This is a genomic window from Erwinia persicina NBRC 102418 (assembly GCF_001571305.1).
Lineage (GTDB): Bacteria > Pseudomonadota > Gammaproteobacteria > Enterobacterales > Enterobacteriaceae > Erwinia > Erwinia persicina.
In genome coordinates this window covers 35143-51940 of the sequence record NZ_BCTN01000009.1, presented here as the reverse complement: position 1 = coordinate 51940, position 16798 = coordinate 35143, and the positions used below count along the sequence as shown (strand labels likewise).

Sequence of the window (16798 nt, the reverse complement as noted above, 5' to 3'; positions counted from 1 at the left end):
CGTCATTCTGCCTCTTACCGCTCCCAGTAAGACTCTTCCAGGCTGTCTTCCCGCTCCGGTAACCCGCGCGTCAGACGCGGCGAATGCTGATTTAATACCTGATAGCTCACGCGATTAGCATATTTACATACCTGCGCCAGCGAGGAGTAGGTCAGATAATTGCGCGCATGCTTACTCGAGTTCGGCACATTGGAGCGGTGGAAGTTATTGGCCGTAATATCGTGCAGCAGCGCCGCCAGCGCGCCATCCCCTGCCCCATTTGTATTCATGATTTTCTCCGGGCCGCCCATATAGGGTGCGATATGGGAAAAAATACGCAGGGGCTGGGTGCAGTCCTGATGACGCATAGCACGGCTGAACTCATACTGGTTGAACTCAGGGATCGCCCCCGGCAATAAAGGATGCTGCGTGGTGCGCTTGCCGGATTCCTCGGTAAAGGCAGCCATATACAGGCCATTGGGGCCGGCCGTACAAAGTACCAGGTCCACCCAGTCGAGGGCAATATTTGCCGCCTGCAGCGGGTCCTGCTCACCGGTCAGCTCAAACGCTTCATCTTCGTTCATCGCCACCACAGAGACGTGCTCGCGCAGGAAGTCACGCCAGAACTGCGGATTGTCTGCAATGACGTATTTGGTACCCAGCGTCAGCACCACCGGGACGTTATGCTTCTTCGCCCACTGGATAGCCTGCATGGTGGCCGCCGGCATCGGCTCGCCCGGCTTACAGCGCACCAGATACGACGTCAGTACCAGCGCTGAGGCCCCGGCAATAACTTCTTCCGGAATACTCTGTGGATGCAACTGGTTCATCATCCCCGGACTGATAGCGAAGGTGCGCTCACCGTTATCGCCAATCAGGGTAAAACAGCGGCCTATGGCGCCGTCCACACCCTGCAGATAGTTCAGGTCGGTGCGGCTGGAGGTATTACACAGGTAACGGTATGCGTAGCCGCCAATCTGGACGTTATTGCACATCACGCCCAGCAGCACTGAACGGTCATCAGCCAGAACCGAATAATTGTGCAACGTATTGCCGATGGTACCTCCGGCAAACTGGTGGGTGATCAGATTATGGGCAACCAACTCAGCATAAAGCGCCTCGGCAACGTCATCTTCAATCACCAGCGAGTGGCCGAGACTCAGACCATAACGCGCCACAAAGTCATCATCCACCTTCGCCTCAATGTCGACCAGGATCTGGTCGATACCGACAATCCAGCTGTTTGCAGCATCATTTTCCGGCTGAACCGGCTGCAGCAGGGGGTCACGGGCGCTGACGGGGAAATAGTGTTTGGATTTACGTTTACCGGGGAATTTCATAATTGCAGACTACAAGAGGGGGATCAGGGCGCAATCATAGCAACAATTGCGCTCTGTGACGATCATGGGACAACAGATGCCCCATGATTTTAGCGGTACTGGTTCACCAGCTCCTGCATCATCGCGACATGAGCGTCATCATCATTCAGCGCCGGGATGTACTCAAAACGCGTGCCGCCTGCATGCAGGAAGATTTCACGGTTCTCTCCATTGATCTCCTCCAGGGTTTCCAGGCAGTCAGAGGAAAAGCCCGGGCTCATAATCTGCACGTGCTTCACGCCTTTAGCAGGCAGTGATTTCATGGTTTCATCGGTATAAGGCATCAGCCACGGCTCACGACCGAAGCGCGACTGGAAGGTCAGCATGGCTTCGCTGCTGCCCAGCCCCAGTGATGCGGTCAGCGCGTTAAAGGTGTCGTAGCAGCGCTGCGGATAGTCGTCGCCTTCATTGGCAAAACGCTGCGGGATACCGTGGAAAGAGGTGACCAGCAGGTCGGGCTTGCCATGCTGCGCAAAGGATCGCTCCACCGACGCTTTCAGCGCGGCAATGTAGGCCGGGTGCTCTGCATAGTCGCGGATAAAGTGCACGGAGGGCAGGCTGCGATAACCGGCAAAGACCTCGGTGATGCCGTCCCATACCGCGGCCACCGTCGAGCAGGAAAACTGCGGATAGAGCGGCAGCACAATCAACCGCGTTACACCCTGCTGCATCAGGCTGTCGATGGCGCTTTTCAGGCTTGGATTACCGTAGCTCATCCCCAGCTCTACCGGCATATCCAGTCTGGCAGCCAGCGCATTGCGCTGACGCTTGCTGAAGACCAGTAGCGGAGAGCCATCATCCATCCATACGGAGGCGTACAGCTTCGCCACGCGAGGAGAGCGGATCGGAAGGATCCCAAGATTCAGGATTGGCCACCATAGCCAGCGCGGGGAATCGACCACGCGTTTATCGCTAAGGAACTGTTTAAGGTAACGTTTTACGGCAGGTGTCGTTGGGGCATCAGGTGTGCCTAAGTTAACCAGTAATACGCCAGGCTTATCTTGCCTCATTGTTATTCCTTTTTACGGCATCGTCGGGGGATGAAAACGAGACTTATTCTAGCGGAAAAAAGCGGGGGATAAACCAATTGCTGCAATTGAGCCAGGGGGGAACCCTGGCTCAGCGGCATTAACCGAGGATTTTAGCCAGCTCGCCGCTGACTTCAGTCACTTTACGGGTGCCGTCAATTTTGTGGTACGCGGTGTTACCGGCGTCCGCTTCTTTGCTGTAGTAAGCAATCAGCGGTGCGGTCATCTCGTGGTATTCCACCAGACGTTTACGTACGGTCGCTTCCTGATCGTCTTTGCGGATGGTCAGTTCTTCACCGGTCACGTCATCTTTACCTTCCACTTTCGGTGGATTGTAGGTGACGTGGTACACACGACCGGATGGCGCATGAACCCGGCGGCCCACGATACGATCCACGATCAGTTCGTCAGGTACGGCGAATTCCAGCACGTAGTCCACTTTAATGCCCGCTTCCTTCATGGCATCAGCCTGAGGAATGGTGCGTGGGAAACCGTCCAGCAGGAAACCATTACGGCAGTCTTCCTGAGCAATACGCTCTTTAACCAGCGCAATGACCAGCTCGTCGGTCACCAGTTTACCGTCATCCATAATCTGTTTGGCTTTCTGACCCAGTTCCGAACCGGCTTTAACCGCGGCGCGTAACATGTCACCCGTGGAGATTTGCGGAATACCGTATTTCTCCATAATGAACTGAGCCTGAGTCCCTTTACCTGCACCCGGAGCTCCGAGCAGAATAATACGCATTGCGTAAATCCCCTTGCGAATCGCTTAATTGATCACTTTATCTGAGCGCAAGAACATACCATTTTGGCCCGCTATCCACAAGGAAGGGCGCGGTTAACCTGCATCCGCATAGCCTTGCAGCGCCCCCTGACGACGAACATAAAGGGACTGAGAAATTACCGCAATGATGATAACCGCACCGCCAATAACTGCATGAATTGTAGGCACTTCGTCCATAAAAAGGTACATCCACAAGGGGGCCAGGGCCGTTTCAAGCAGTAAAAACAGTCCGGCATTGGCCGGTGAGACAAAACGCGTGGATAAGGTGATTAAACCCATGGCCAGCGGCATAATCAGCGCCCCTTCCGCAATCACCCAGCCATATTGCGCGGCGGACAACACTTTCAGACTATCTGCCATATTGGCGTCGGGCCAGAGTACGATTAACACCGAGGCCAGTACCGCCCCCAGTGAGGGTAATCCCGCTGTGCCGCCGCTGACACGGGACGTAAAGATAAACGCCAGCGCCATCGATACGGCCGTGCCCAGCGCATAAACATTGGCAATACCACTATGGCCAAGGCCGCGCCCTGACATCACAATCACCACGCCAACGATCCCCGCCAGCGAGGCCAGCATCACGCCGCGGTCGATAGTCACTTTAAAGAACAGGCGGCTGATCATTGCGGAGATAAACGGCGTTGAAGAGATGATGACCAGAACGGTGGCAACGTTGCCCCGGTTCAGCGCGTTAACGAAGCAGGCGGAAGCGATGCAAAAAAACAGCACCGACAGGACGTTGTCTTTGGTCAGCCAGGGCATACCCAGCGTGGAGCGACTCTGTCGCCAGACAGCCCACATCAATAGACAGACGCCCCACATACAGAAGCCACGCAGCATCACGATCAGCCACGAGTTTTCGATCCCCATCATACGGATAAATACGGAGTCGGTGCTGAGGATCACCCCGCCCAGCAGGCCAATCATATTGCCATTCACAGCAAAGCGACTTTTCATTTTTCCTCCCACAGGGTGCAAAGCTTCTGTTCAACCTGCTGCGTCATGTCCACCGATTTACTGCCGTCGCCCCGCACCCAGCAAGAGATGCGCAGGGTGCTGGCATGCGGAAAATAGCAGGCTTCTGCCGCTTTCACCTGCTGCTGTAACCCCTCGCTAAGGGCCGGCACCGGAAAACAACTAAAGGGTAAATCTGCGGCACTGATGGAAGTAAAGTCCATGCCGGCGACATCCTTCAACGCTACCGCTCCGACCTTCGCCACGTTATAAGGCTGCCAGCCCGGACTACGCACGTTATCCAGCGCTTCGATCAGCGGTTTGGCCGATGACGTTGATTCTTCAAACAACCGCAGTTCACTACGCATCAGAGTACTGAAATCCTCCGGACGCAGGGCAATGACCGCCAGTCCGATGGTCAGCGAGGCATGTTTGTGCAGAGGAGCAACAAAGATGGAACTGTCAGCAATGAGTTCGCGATGGCGGTTAGTCGCAAAACTGTGGGAGGCATCGACAACCCCTTTGCCTTTGCTGTCTTTCAGGCTGTTGACTTCACCGGTATAGGGATTAACGTGGGTAATGATCGGCACGCTACCAGGCCCGGTATAATGGGAAGCCGGCGGACTGAAAAGCGCAGTGATCGGCTGATAATGCGCGTGTTTTGCCAGACAGAGCGTGGTCTCCTGCTTATGAAAGAGGTGGGACAGGATCACCAGTCCGACGCGTACTGACTGGACGAAAAACAGATCGTACTCTTCCAGCTGGTAGATGCGGGTCAGTTCTTCCCGGAGTTCGTCTTTCAGCATAGCAACTCGCTTATAAAACCGATCGCCGTGGACCTGTTGTAACTGGGGGGAAAGTGAAGATGCGTCCATTAGTTGATCAACTCTTGCTGGTAAAGCAGTGGCATAACGTTATCGCGGAAGATCGAGCCGACCGCGATTTCACAAGGAGGCTGGCGGTAGTTCACCCACGCAATCTCTTCTATCTCGCTGCCGGCACGCGGCTGGCCGGCGATTTCTACATGGTAGACGTGGTTTTCAATGGCCATCGCTTCGAATTCCGCCTTGCCATGAAACAGGCCAAACGGTCGGAAGCTGTTAATCTGCACGCCCAGTTCCTCCTGTAGCTCACGCTTCAGGCAGCTCAGATGGTCTTCCCCCACCCGCGGCTTACCGCCTGGAGAAATGAAAATTCCGGTGCCGCGTTTGCGGGTCAGCAAGAGCGAACGCTGATAAATAATAATGGCTGCACATTTAACGATTATTTTCATCTCAGGCTCCGGGTGGCGTAACCCCCTGGTTACGCCACCTCTGACAGTCAGATTCAGGCTGCCGCGCTGGCTTTCAGCACAGGCGTCATCAGGGTCTCACCCGACAGGAAACGCACAATATTGTGCGCCAGCGGGGCTTTGTCATGCAGATAGGCGAGGATCACCTCATCATTCGGCGTTGAGAAGCTGTCGGCAAAGATGCTGATGCCTTCCAGAGACTTGGTGGAGATCCCCAGTTGCAGAAGGCGGTACTTCACATCGTCTGCCGACTGGGCAAACTCATAAATGGGTGACTGATAATTGATATCGTATCGGGCCATCATCTCCATCAGAAACGTCTTGGCCACCTGGCGCTGTTCCGGAAACTCCATCTGATAATGGGTGATGCCATCGTTGATGGTATTGATGTCGTTGCGGTGGCAGAAATCCACCAGATGGGCGTGGATCGCCAGTTTCTCTCCCAGCAGTACCAGGTTTTTGCGATATTTCAGAATGTCACTTTCCAGGTGCTCGATGGCGATGGAGCGAAAAGCGCCGCTGATATCGGCAATGGTATGGGCGACCACAAGGTCACCAAACCGGCTTTTCAGCTCATCAACACGATGAGATAAAATACCCCGGTGCAGTGAACATCCGCTGTTACCAGACCAGAGGTGCACGGGAATACCTTGTAACATCAGATAACATGCTGCCAGCGTGCTATCACGACCTCCGGTGAACATAACAAGCTGTGTTTTTACAGAATGCTGATTGGTCATTTTCCTTTCCTTCGCATAGATGTTGAATGTAATCGTCGGCTGACAAGGGGAAAATACGGCTGTGCAACGAGAGAAACCAGAAGGGGGTGTTTGCTGGTGGCTGACAGGACACGACCCCGACCTGCCAGTCAGAGTAGGGAAATTACGCTGGACTTGAAAATGATAAAAACAGACACTCTCTGTTAGTTTTTCTAACAAGGTATGATTATGTCTGGCCTCCCTTCCCTGCGCGCGCTGCGTTATTTTCATCAGGCAGCGCTGCACCAAAGCTTCAGCCTGGCGGCACAGTCGCTGAGTGTTACGCACAGCGCCGTCAGTCATCAAATCAAGCAGTTAGAGGAGTGGCTGGGCAAGCCGCTGTTTTTACGCATCAACGGGCGCGTGCAGCTTACCCCCGACGGTGAACGCCTGAAGGTATGCTGTATGCAGACCTTCAGCGAGATTGAAGTGACCTGCGAAAAAATCCGTGCGAGCAACCTGCACAGTCTGAGCGTCTCCTGCGCCCCCAGCTTTCTGGCACAGTGGCTTATCCCGCGTATCAGTCGCTTTACCGAACGCCACAGTGAAATTGCCCTCACCTTTCAGACCCATGTCGATATAGAGCGAGTGCGCAGCGAGCATACGGATGTGCTGATCGTCAGCCATGAGCAGTCTGTACAGGAAGATATTGCCGCTACGCTGATTACCGTTGACTATATCGGCCCGGTCTGTGCCCCGAAGTTCAGCAACCGCTTTACCTATGAAACGGATTTTTCCACCCTGCCGCTGTTACATGCCGACACCAAGCTGCATGCGTGGGCGGAATGGGCAAAAAAAACCGGAGCAAAGGGGGACTTCTGGGCGGGTCGACATTTCGACAATCTGACGCTGGCCATACAGGCGGCCCGTAATGGGATGGGAATTATTATGACGCCGCAGATCCTGGTAAAAAAAGAGATCCGTGAGGGATCGCTGATCGCCCCGCTGGGGTTTGCTGAAGTGGATCGCGCGACATGGATGATGGTGAAAGCGGCACGTAAAGAGGAAACGGAGATTGAGCTTTTCAGACGCTGGCTGTTAGAAGAGGCATCGATTGCGGGATAATAACAGCACGGGGCCCCTTTTACGGTTGCCCCGTGCTGGCATGCTGCTCTCGTGGCGGGCGAACCGGAACAGACGGTTCGCCCTGCGGTGTTAACCCAGCAGCAGCTGGTTCATACGGCGAATAAACTGATTCGGGTCGTCCAGCGACCCTTTTTCTGCCAGCAGCGCCTGTTCGAGCAGCAGCTCGATCCATTCGGCGAAGCGGGCTTCGTCCTGGGTATCAGCGGCACGTTTCACCAGCGCATGGTCCGGGTTCAGTTCAAACAGGTATTTGACTTCAGGCACGTCCTGACCCGCCGCAGCAAACAGCTTCGCCATCTGGGTGGTCATTTCGTTCGCTTCGGTAGTGACAATTGCAGGCGTATCGGTCAGACGGTGCGTCAGACGCACTTCCTTGACGCGCTCACCCAATAGCGTTTTCACTCGCTCTACGAACGGCTCCAGCGCTTTTTCCGCTTCTTTCTGCTCTTCGGTTTCTTCATCCGCCAGTTTGCTCAACGCATCATCGGCTTTGCTGACAGACTGGAAGCTTTTCCCGTCAAATTCGGTCAGGTAGCTCATCATCCATTCGTCGATGCGGTCGGAGAGCAGCAGAACCTCGATACCTTTCTTACGGAACAGCTCCAGGTGCGGGCTGCTTTTCGCGGCGGCATAGCTGTCGGCCGTGATGTAGTAAATCTTCTCCTGACCTTCCACCATACGGCTGACATAGTCTTCCAGCGACACGGTTTGCGCCGGGCCTTCGCTGCTGGTGCTGGCGAAACGCAGCAGTTTTGCAATGGTTTCCGCGTTGCTGCTGTCTTCTGCCGGACCTTCTTTCAGGACCAGGCCAAACTGCTGCCAGAATGACTGATATTTTGCTTCGTCATCCTTAGCCACTTTTTCCAGCATCTGCAGGGAACGCTTAGTCAGCGCTCCACGCAGGCTTTGGGTAATACGGCTGTCCTGCAGGATCTCACGCGAAACGTTCAGCGGCAGATCGTTTGAATCGATCAGACCTTTTACGAAACGCAGGTAGTTCGGCATAAACTGTTCCGCGTCGTCCATGATGAACACCCGCTGTACGTACAGTTTCAGACCATGCTTGTGGTCACGATTCCACATATCCCACGGGGCCTGGGCCGGGATGTACAGCAGGCTGGTGTACTCCTGCTTACCTTCTACGCGGTTATGGCTCCACGTCAGCGGATCGGTAAAATCATGGGCAACGTGCTTGTAAAATTCTTTGTACTCGTCTTCGCTGATGTCAGACTTGTTGCGCGTCCACAGCGCCTGCGCTTTGTTGATCTTTTCCCACGTGGTGGTGTTGTCTTCTTCGTTGTGGGTTTCGATCTCTACCGGCAGCGCAATATGGTCAGAGTATTTACTGATGATGCTGCGCACGCGCCAGGCGTCGAGGAATTCGTCTTCGCCTTCGCGCAGATGCAGGGTAATTTCAGTGCCACGATCGGCTTTTTCAATATCGGCAATGGTGTATTCACCTTCACCGGCAGACTCCCAGAATACCCCCTCAGACGCCGCAGCGCCTGCAGCACGGGTGCGCACAGACACTTTATCCGCGACGATAAACGCCGAGTAGAAGCCCACACCGAACTGTCCAATCAGTTGGCTGTCTTTCGCCTGGTCGGAGCCCAGTGATTCCAGGAAAGATTTCGTCCCGGATTTGGCAATCGTCCCCAGGTTTTCTATCACTTCGTCACGACGCATCCCGATGCCGTTATCACTCAGGGTCAGGGTACGCTTTTCCTTGTCAACGGAAACCCGGACGCGAAGATCGCCGTCGCCTTCGTAAAGGTCCGGCGTGGATAACGCACGAAAGCGCAGCTTATCAGCAGCATCTGAGGCGTTAGAGATCAGCTCACGCAGGAAGATTTCTTTATTTGAATAGAGTGAGTGGATCATCAGGTGCAGAAGCTGTTTTACCTCTGACTGGAAGCCACGTGTCTCTTGTCCTTTCATGGTCATTGCTACCTCAACTAAAAACAGATGATGAACGTTGAGGTATTAAATGGGGGTAACAAAAAAGATTTCAAGACGGCACGAAGGGCTCGTGCCGCTGATTGTTCAGAATTTAAACTTTTGACGTCCAGCCAGCGAGTGCGACAGTGTGGTACCGTCCACCATTTCAAGTTCGCCCCCTACCGGCACACCGTGGGCAATGCGGCTGGCTTCAATGCCATACTGTTCACACAGGCTGGCAATATAGTTGGCGGTGGCCTCACCTTCTACGGTGGGATTAGTGGCGAGGATCACTTCGACAATCTTCTCTTTCTCGAGTCGCTGCTCCAGACGATCAAGGCCGATATCGTTTGGTCCAATGCCATCCAGCGGTGACAGATGCCCCATCAGCACGAAGTAACGGCCAGAAAATTGCCCGGTCTGTTCAACCGCATGGATATCTGCCGGACTTTCTACAACACAGATCAGCCCGTTCTCTTGACGTCGCGGATTGGCGCAGATAGTGCAAATGTCCTGCTCGGTAAAGGTACGGCAATCAGAGCAGTGCCCAATTTCCGACATCGCGCGCGTCAGTGCCTGCGCCAGGCGCATCCCGCCGCTGCGGTCACGCTGCAACAGCTGGAAGGCCATACGCTGCGCTGATTTTGGTCCAACGCCTGGCAGGCAGCGCAGAGATTCCATAAGGGCGGTAAGTAAAGGGCTGGTTTGCATTGCTCAGACTTCTGAAATAAGAGGGGGCTATAGCCTAACATCTGCCCTGCGGACGAGCATAGAAAAAGATATTCCCCGGACTTATCCGGGGAAGCATTAATCAGCGACGTTCAGAATCGAGCGTTTCATGGTGGCTGACCACGTCCTGGGCTTTTTGATAGCTTTCCGCCAGCAGCCCATATTCCGTAAAGACCGCAGGCCACAGTGCCGCCCAGTCCATCGCATCAGCGCGGTTCCAGCTACCCTGAATTTCGCCCGCGACGGCGGCCGTATCCAGTGGAACCACACCCGCCTGCACGACCCGTGCAAGGGTAATTTCCTGCGCCATCTTCGAGTAGGTCCCTGATGCGTCGATCACCGCGAAGACTTTAAAACCTTCGGCTACCGCGCTAATGGCCGGGAAAGCCATACAGACGCTGGTAACCGTACCAGCAATGATCAGGGTTTTTCGTCCCGTAGCTTTAACCGCAGCGACAAACTCAGCGTTATCCCATGCGTTGATCTCGCCCTTACGGGCAACGTACTGCGCATGAGGTGCATACTGATGGATCTCCGGGATCAGCGGACCATTTGGTCCCTGTGGCACGGAAGCCGTAGTAATTACCGGGATGTTAGCCATCGTTGCCATTTTGGCAAGCATCGTCACATGTCCACGCAATGTCGGCATCGGCATATCATGCACCAACTGAAACAAACCGCTTTGGTGGTCGATTAATAACATCACGGCGTCATCAACGTCGATCATCGGTTTTTGCCCATTAAAGTTTGCTGGCATCATCTTCGTGCTCCTGTTAATTAAAGCGTTCCGGCTATCCGCATGATAGCCGTTCTGTCTTACTGAATAGCGTCGCCAAAACGACCCTGATTAAAATCATCAATTGCCTGGCGAATGCCTTCATCCGTGTTCATCACAAACGGGCCATAACCGACCACAGGTTCATCAATGGGCTCGCCACTCAGCAACAGTACAACCGCATCGTTGTTTGCTTCTATTTGCACACTGTCACCTTTGGCATCCATCACCACAAGCTGGGCCTCACGGACCACCTCTTCACCGTTAACCTGTACCGTCCCTTTCAGCACCATCAGGGCGGTATTCCAACCTTCCGGTACGTCCAGGTGCGTTTGAGCATGCGCATTGAGGCGCACGTCCCAGATATGCATCGGTGTGAAGGTCTGAGCGGGGCCATTTTTTCCCGCCATTGACCCTGCTATCACGCGTACCTTTCCGGCATGGTCAGGTAAGGCCACCACAGGGATATCACTGTCTGTAATGGGCTGATAACGCGGCGCGGTCATCTTATCTTTTGCCGGTAAATTGACCCATAACTGCACCATTTCCAGCGTGCCACCCGCTGCGCTAAAGGCAGGCGAGTGGAACTCTTCATGCAAAATGCCACTGCCCGCAGTCATCCACTGCACATCGCCGGGGCCGATAACGCCACCCTTGCCCGTATTATCGCGGTGAGCTACTTCTCCCGCGTACACGATGGTGACGGTTTCAAAACCGCGATGTGGGTGTTGACCGACGCCACGCGGTGTTTTATGCCCGGCGCTGAACACTGCAGGTCCGGCATAATCCATCAGTAAAAATGGGCTCAGCTGACGAGCCATTGTTGAGTAGGAAAACATCGACCGCACCGGAAAACCGTCACCGACCCAATGAGAGGCAGGAGCAGAATGAACAGCGATAATAGATTTCATGATTTTTCTCCAGACGACCTGTTTCGATGTGAGTGATCTTATGCGCAAGACAAACAATCCGGTAGAGTGTCAATCTGGACTCAGCGTTCTATCAACAGGACAATACGTATGCAGGATTTAAATGACCTGTGGTATTTCGTACAGGTGGTGGATCATGGCGGTTTTTCCCCGGCAAGCCGTGCGATTGGCATACCGAAGTCGCGACTAAGCCGTCGCATTGCGCTGCTGGAAGAGGGGCTGGAGACACGCCTGTTACAGCGCTCAACGCGAAGTTTCACCGTGACGGAGGCCGGTCAGATTTATTACCGACACTGTAAGGCGATGATCATTGAAGCAGAAGCCGCCCAGGAAGCGATTGATGCACTCCGGGTCGAGCCGCGAGGGCTTATCCGGCTGACCTGCCCTGTCGCACTGCTGCACGCCCATATCGGGCCGATGCTGGCGCGTTTTATGATGATGTACCCGCTGACCAGCGTTCAGCTTGAAGAGACGAACCGTCGTGTGGATGTGCTGAACGAAAACGTCGATTTGGCGATCCGTGTACGCCCTCTGCCGCTGGAAGATAGTGAGCTGGTGATGCGTAAACTGGGCACGCGCCCTATGTGCCTGGTCGCGAGCCCGGCATTGGTCAGACTGCACGGCATGCCCACTCTGCCCATGGACTTGCAGCAGTGGCCGAGCCTCGCCGTTGGCCGGCCCCAGCAAACGTACCGCTGGTTTTTATACGGGCCTAATCAGCAAGAGGTGACGCTGTTCCACCAGCCGCGGTTTGTCACCACCGATATGGCCTCATTGCGCACAGCCGCGCTGGCGGGAGTAGGTGTGGTGCAGTTACCGAGGTTAGTGTTAGAAGAACAGTTGGAAAACGGCAGTCTGGTTCCCCTGCTACCTGAATGGCATACCAGGCCCGAGAGTATTCATGTGGTGTTCCCCTCCCGGCGCGGTCAGTTACCGGCGGTAAGAGCACTGATTGATTTTCTGGCGGAAAATTATGCGGCAATGGTGGAATAGAAAAATTACCAGAGGCGACACAACGCATCGCCTCTGGTCTGCTATCAGAATGGCATCTTGAAGCCAGGTGGGAGCTGCATACCACTTGATACCGCAGCCATTTTCTCTTTCTGCGTTTCAGCCACACGGCGCGCTGCATCGTTAAAAGCCGCAGCCACCAGATCTTCCAGCATGTCTTTGTCATCTTCCAGCAGGCTTGGGTCGACTTCCACGCGACGGCAGTTATGCGCACCGTTGATGGTGACTTTAACCAGCCCGGCACCGGATTCACCGGTTACTTCCATCGCAGCAATCTCTTCCTGCACCTGGGCCATTTTGTCCTGCATTTGCTGGGCCTGTTTCATCAGGTTGCCCAATCCGGCTTTACCAAACATAAGTTCTCTCTCTTCAGCTCAGGCCGCATCAACGTAACTGCGATACGGCGGGTTAAACAGGTCGGATACTTTCTTCGTCCACGTCGGCATCGAAAAACCGACGCAGCGTCTGAATATGCGTATCTGAGATAATCGACTGACGCGCTTGCGCCAGTTTCTCTTCATAAATTTTTTGCCGCCATTCCAGCGGTGTCAGCACAGCAGGATTATCATCCTCCACCACACTTAATTCAATGGGGTGCCCGGCAGCCGCATTCAAGGCCTCCCCCAACGCTTTTTGCGCCGAAGGGGAATTGAGATGACGCTGGCTGGTGCGCAGATGGAGACAGATACCGTTCGCGGTCTGCTCCTTCCAGGCGTTTAGCGCCAGCTGCTGCACCAGTTTTGGCATCGTCAGCGCCGCGATTTCCGCAGCCCAGGGATCGCGCGCCTGCGACTCTGCCACCAGTTTGGCCATCAGCTCAGGGTTTTTCTCATGCTCTAAGGCCGTGCGAAGCGCTTTTGGCGTAGCCACCGGCGCAATTTTCACTTCAGCTGGGTTTTGCGCTTTCCAGCGATACGCCTCTTCCTTTACCGGGACGGCTTCGGCTGCGGCCTGTTGCAGGCGTTGCTGTCCACGTTCGGTCACTGCAGCAAGCCGTTCCAGGGCCGAACTCGCCGGCCGCGCACCCTGCGCTGCCGGCTCACTCTTTTTTGGCTTACTCGCCCCCTGATGGCGCATCAGTTGCGTTCGCGCCTGCAGGAGCTGACTGGTGGCACCGGATAACCCCTGAGGAGGGGGAGATTCCTGTGCCGGTGGCGGTGAGGATGCACTATGCGCTACCGGTGCGCTGTTCTGTGCTGGCGCGGCAGCCTCTGCCGGCGCCTGCAACGTCATGGTCGGACGTGCGACCGGATCGGCGATAACGGCTTTGGGATGAAAGGCCAGCGCGCGCAGCAGCGTCATTTCCACGCCCATGCGGCGGTCCGGTGCCAGCGGCAGTTCTTTCCGCCCCACCAGTAGCGTCTGGTAATAGAGCTGGACATCGGCTGGCGGCAATACCCGCGCCAGCTCACGCAAGCGCTGTTCGATAGCGGCCATATCGTCGCCCAAAGCAGAAGGCAGCAGTTGGATCATCGCCACACGGTGCAGCAACGTCAACATTTCCACCAGCAGTGCTTCCCACTCCACGCCGCGTGAGGCGGCCTGACTGAGCAGCGCCATCACCTGGTTACCATCGGCATGAACCAGTGCCTCAATCAATGCCAGCGGCTGTTCATCATCAAGCGTACCCAGCATATCGTTGACGGTGGCCGTCGTGACCTGCCCCTGTCCCATCGCGATCGCCTGATCGGCCAGGCTCAGGGCATCACGCATACTGCCATCCGCGGCACGGGCCAGCAGTTGCAGCGCGCGGCTCTCCGCGCCAATCTGTTCAGCCTGTAAGACATGTTCCAGCTGGCCGCGAATCTGTTCCTGATCAAGGGCTTTCAGATGGAACTGCAGACAACGCGATAAAATGGTGACCGGTAATTTTTGGGGGTCGGTGGTGGCAAGCAGAAATTTAACGTGCTCCGGGGGCTCTTCAAGCGTTTTTAACAGCGCATTAAAGCTGTGACGCGAGAGCATATGGACTTCATCGATAAGGTAAACCTTGAAACGGCCGCGTGCCGGCGCGTACTGCACGTTATCCAGCAGGTCGCGCGTGTCTTCCACTTTGGTTCGGGAAGCCGCATCGATTTCTATCAGATCAACAAAGCGGCCCTGCTCAATTTCCCTGCAGTTGTCGCACTGCCCACAGGGGGTAGCGGTAATGCCAGTTTCACAGTTCAACCCCTTTGCCAGCAACCGGGCAATGGTGGTTTTCCCGACGCCACGTGTGCCGGAAAACAGATAGGCGTGATGGATGCGGCCAAGGGACAAACCGTTAGCCAGCGCGGTCAGAACATGTTGCTGACCGACGACATCAGTAAATGCTTGTGGACGCCACTTGCGGGCCAGTACCTGATAGCTCATTAAGACTTCATCATTGTTTTTTAATAGCTTATTAACCTAAACAGTGAGAAACCGCAGTTTAGCCTGTTGACGAGTATCGGCAAAATCAACCGTATCAACGGCAGTTAAGCAGATTTAGGAAGGGTACTATAACAGAAGGCCTTCTTACCGCCATGCTGAAGCATGCATTATTTTCCCGACCGGGTTCATCCCTTTTTCTTTTATAAGAGCAAAAAATCAGCACCCTACCCCGCCCTCCTTTTTGCCGACGTCTTTACCCGGTTTACGTGAAATTCAAACGATAAAACAGGGAGTAAACACATCATCTCTGGGGCCAGGGGCGGGCGGTCGTGATGGAGAAAAGGGTACAAAGGGCTCCGTCGGCAGAGGCAGCGCTCAGGGTGCAACGGGGAGTCGTGGTCCGAAAATCAAAACTGATACCCTACCCCGACAGTAAAGCCATTACTGGATGTTTTCTGCACGTGTCCGGCCTGATAACCGACATCCAGCACAACATTATCAATCAGGTTGAACTGCATCCCTGTGCCCCACGCAAAACGCGCATCGAACACTTTATAGTGGCCGGAACGATCGCCTGAAGGAGAATAATATTCGTTTTTGTTAGAACTGCTCTCCCAACCTGCCCCTGCCAGTAAATAGATACTGGCCCATGTGGCTACGCGATATGCCGGCCCCACCATAAGGGAATAGTAACGTACACGATGATGATCTTCCTCCGCTGTCTCATCAAAATGCTGAGACTGACTTCCCCGCGTGTTCATCCATGTCAGCGATGCCACAGCACTGAGAGGAAGTTCAGGAATTTCATAGTGATATTTAAAATTGAACCCTTTCATATCTTTAAAACGCTTCACGTGGCTTTGCGCATAACCCAGGGTAAAAGTGTGCTTTCCGCTGTCACTCCCGGCCTGATAGTGATAATCAGGGGGCAAGCTACTCTGGTCTGCGAGCGCCGCTTTGCTCCCTGCTATCAGGGAAAATGCAATCAATGTAGTGGCGACTGTCTTCATCCCGATTGTCCTTAATCGCTATTTCAGTGTGCTGCATGACGGTATTTAACGGGTCAGTTTAATGAGAGGGATAGAGACATCGCTGCTTTTTGTGCCGAAGCGTGAAGGAAGGCATTTTAGGCAGTAGAGGGAGGAAGGGTGAAATAATGGCAGGGGCAGATCGGTCTGCCCCCAAAACCTTAGTGACCGGGGAAGTTCACCAGGCTGTAACTTTCGATACCCAGCGCTTCCAGGCGAGATTCACCCGTCAGATCGTACAGGTTAATGATGAAAGCGGCATGTTGAACACTGCCACCCGCACGGCGGATCAGTTTCACGGTAGCTTCGATGGTCCCGCCCGTGGCCAGCAGGTCATCGATCACCAGCACCACGTCGCCGGGCTGAATCGCATCACAGTGCAGTTCCAGCGTATCGGTGCCGTACTCCAGCTCGTAGGTTTCCGCAAAGGTTTTACGCGGCAGCTTGCCCGGTTTACGTACCGGAACAAACCCCACACCCAGCCCAAGTGCCACGGGTGCACCAAACAGGAAACCACGCGCTTCGGTGCCCACCACTTTGGTGATGCCAGCGTCACGATAGCGTTCAACCAACAGTTCAATGCTCAGTGCAAACGCCTTCGGATCTTCCAGCAGGCTGGTGACATCACGAAAGAGAATGCCCGGTTTAGGATAATCCGGGATGCTTTTGATACTGTTTTTAATCAATTCAAGCTGCTGCGCAGTCGCGGTCATAATGTTATGCCTGGTAAATACAAATCTGACTCGCGCAGCTTCATTTCACGCGACGGCCATATTA

At 54.6% G+C, this 16798-nt stretch carries 17 protein-coding genes and 1 other annotated feature; of the genes, 2 read left to right on the top strand and 15 right to left on the bottom strand.

Annotated elements, in window-relative coordinates; genetic code table 11:
• Positions 1-14: 14 nt before the first annotated feature.
• From EPE01S_RS11560 to EPE01S_RS11530, 7 genes are all read right to left on the bottom strand, one after another.
• Positions 15-1319, bottom strand: a complete 1305-nt coding sequence (locus EPE01S_RS11560) for an inosine/guanosine kinase (RefSeq protein WP_062745064.1) — start codon at positions 1317-1319, stop codon at positions 15-17.
• An 89-nt stretch (positions 1320-1408) separates the two neighbouring features.
• Positions 1409-2368, bottom strand: coding sequence for a ferrochelatase (hemH, locus tag EPE01S_RS11555; protein ID WP_062745061.1), 960 nt, complete (start codon positions 2366-2368; stop codon positions 1409-1411).
• A 118-nt stretch (positions 2369-2486) separates the two neighbouring features.
• Positions 2487-3131 carry an adenylate kinase gene (gene adk, locus EPE01S_RS11550; RefSeq protein ID WP_062745057.1) on the bottom strand — a complete coding sequence of 215 codons (645 nt, stop codon included), beginning with the start codon at positions 3129-3131 and terminating at the stop codon, positions 2487-2489.
• A 93-nt stretch (positions 3132-3224) separates the two neighbouring features.
• Entirely contained in the window at positions 3225-4127 is a 903-nt protein-coding gene (locus tag EPE01S_RS11545) for a DMT family transporter (RefSeq protein WP_062745055.1), read from the bottom strand.
• Positions 4124-4999 carry a DUF6024 family protein gene (locus EPE01S_RS11540; RefSeq protein ID WP_062745053.1) on the bottom strand — a complete coding sequence of 292 codons (876 nt, stop codon included), beginning with the start codon at positions 4997-4999 and terminating at the stop codon, positions 4124-4126. The genes EPE01S_RS11545 and EPE01S_RS11540 overlap by 4 nt, the downstream gene beginning before the upstream one ends.
• On the bottom strand, positions 4999-5397 hold the full coding sequence (locus tag EPE01S_RS11535; RefSeq protein ID WP_062745050.1) for an NUDIX hydrolase: 399 nt from the start codon (positions 5395-5397) through the stop codon (positions 4999-5001). The genes EPE01S_RS11540 and EPE01S_RS11535 overlap by 1 nt, the downstream gene beginning before the upstream one ends.
• Positions 5398-5450: 53 nt before the next feature.
• On the bottom strand, positions 5451-6155 hold the full coding sequence (locus tag EPE01S_RS11530) for a hypothetical protein (RefSeq protein ID WP_062745046.1): 705 nt from the start codon (positions 6153-6155) through the stop codon (positions 5451-5453).
• A 207-nt stretch (positions 6156-6362) separates the two neighbouring features.
• Between EPE01S_RS11530 and EPE01S_RS11525 the strand changes: the two genes are divergently transcribed.
• Positions 6363-7238, top strand: coding sequence for a LysR substrate-binding domain-containing protein (locus EPE01S_RS11525; protein ID WP_062745043.1), 876 nt, complete (start codon positions 6363-6365; stop codon positions 7236-7238).
• Positions 7239-7328: 90 nt separating this feature from the next.
• Here the strand turns inward: EPE01S_RS11525 and htpG are convergent, their stop codons facing one another.
• From htpG to EPE01S_RS11505, 4 genes are all read right to left on the bottom strand, one after another.
• Positions 7329-9203, bottom strand: coding sequence for a molecular chaperone HtpG (htpG, locus tag EPE01S_RS11520; RefSeq protein ID WP_062745041.1), 1875 nt, complete (start codon positions 9201-9203; stop codon positions 7329-7331).
• 99 nt (positions 9204-9302) lie between these two features.
• The gene (gene recR / locus EPE01S_RS11515) at positions 9303-9908 is read right to left on the bottom strand and encodes a recombination mediator RecR (RefSeq protein WP_062745039.1); all 606 of its coding nucleotides are present in this window, start codon (positions 9906-9908) and stop codon (positions 9303-9305) included.
• Between the two features lie 100 nt (positions 9909-10008).
• The gene (locus EPE01S_RS11510) at positions 10009-10686 is read right to left on the bottom strand and encodes an isochorismatase family protein (protein ID WP_062745036.1); all 678 of its coding nucleotides are present in this window, start codon (positions 10684-10686) and stop codon (positions 10009-10011) included.
• A gap of 56 nt (positions 10687-10742) precedes the next feature.
• Positions 10743-11612 carry a pirin family protein gene (locus EPE01S_RS11505; protein ID WP_062745033.1) on the bottom strand — a complete coding sequence of 290 codons (870 nt, stop codon included), beginning with the start codon at positions 11610-11612 and terminating at the stop codon, positions 10743-10745.
• A gap of 108 nt (positions 11613-11720) precedes the next feature.
• Between EPE01S_RS11505 and EPE01S_RS11500 the strand changes: the two genes are divergently transcribed.
• Positions 11721-12623, top strand: a complete 903-nt coding sequence (locus tag EPE01S_RS11500; protein ID WP_062745031.1) for a LysR family transcriptional regulator — start codon at positions 11721-11723, stop codon at positions 12621-12623.
• A gap of 44 nt (positions 12624-12667) precedes the next feature.
• On the opposite strand, the gene EPE01S_RS11495 is transcribed toward EPE01S_RS11500, so the two are convergent.
• The 4 genes from EPE01S_RS11495 to apt all read right to left on the bottom strand — a co-directional run bounded on the left by EPE01S_RS11495 (position 12668) and on the right by apt (position 16734).
• Positions 12668-12997: a YbaB/EbfC family nucleoid-associated protein gene (locus tag EPE01S_RS11495; RefSeq protein WP_017799391.1), complete on the bottom strand. Its 330-nt coding sequence runs from the start codon at positions 12995-12997 to the stop codon at positions 12668-12670.
• A 52-nt stretch (positions 12998-13049) separates the two neighbouring features.
• Positions 13050-14993 (bottom strand): DNA polymerase III subunit gamma/tau, encoded by a 1944-nt coding sequence (gene dnaX / locus EPE01S_RS11490; protein WP_062745029.1) that lies wholly within the window; start codon positions 14991-14993, stop codon positions 13050-13052.
• Positions 13650-13711, bottom strand: a sequence feature (DnaX frameshifting element). Its footprint overlaps the gene before it by 62 nt.
• A gap of 407 nt (positions 14994-15400) precedes the next feature.
• Entirely contained in the window at positions 15401-16003 is a 603-nt protein-coding gene (locus EPE01S_RS11485; protein WP_084344196.1) for an Ail/Lom family outer membrane beta-barrel protein, read from the bottom strand.
• 179 nt (positions 16004-16182) lie between these two features.
• Positions 16183-16734 carry an adenine phosphoribosyltransferase gene (gene apt / locus EPE01S_RS11480; RefSeq protein WP_062745025.1) on the bottom strand — a complete coding sequence of 184 codons (552 nt, stop codon included), beginning with the start codon at positions 16732-16734 and terminating at the stop codon, positions 16183-16185.
• Positions 16735-16798: the final 64 nt, after the last annotated feature.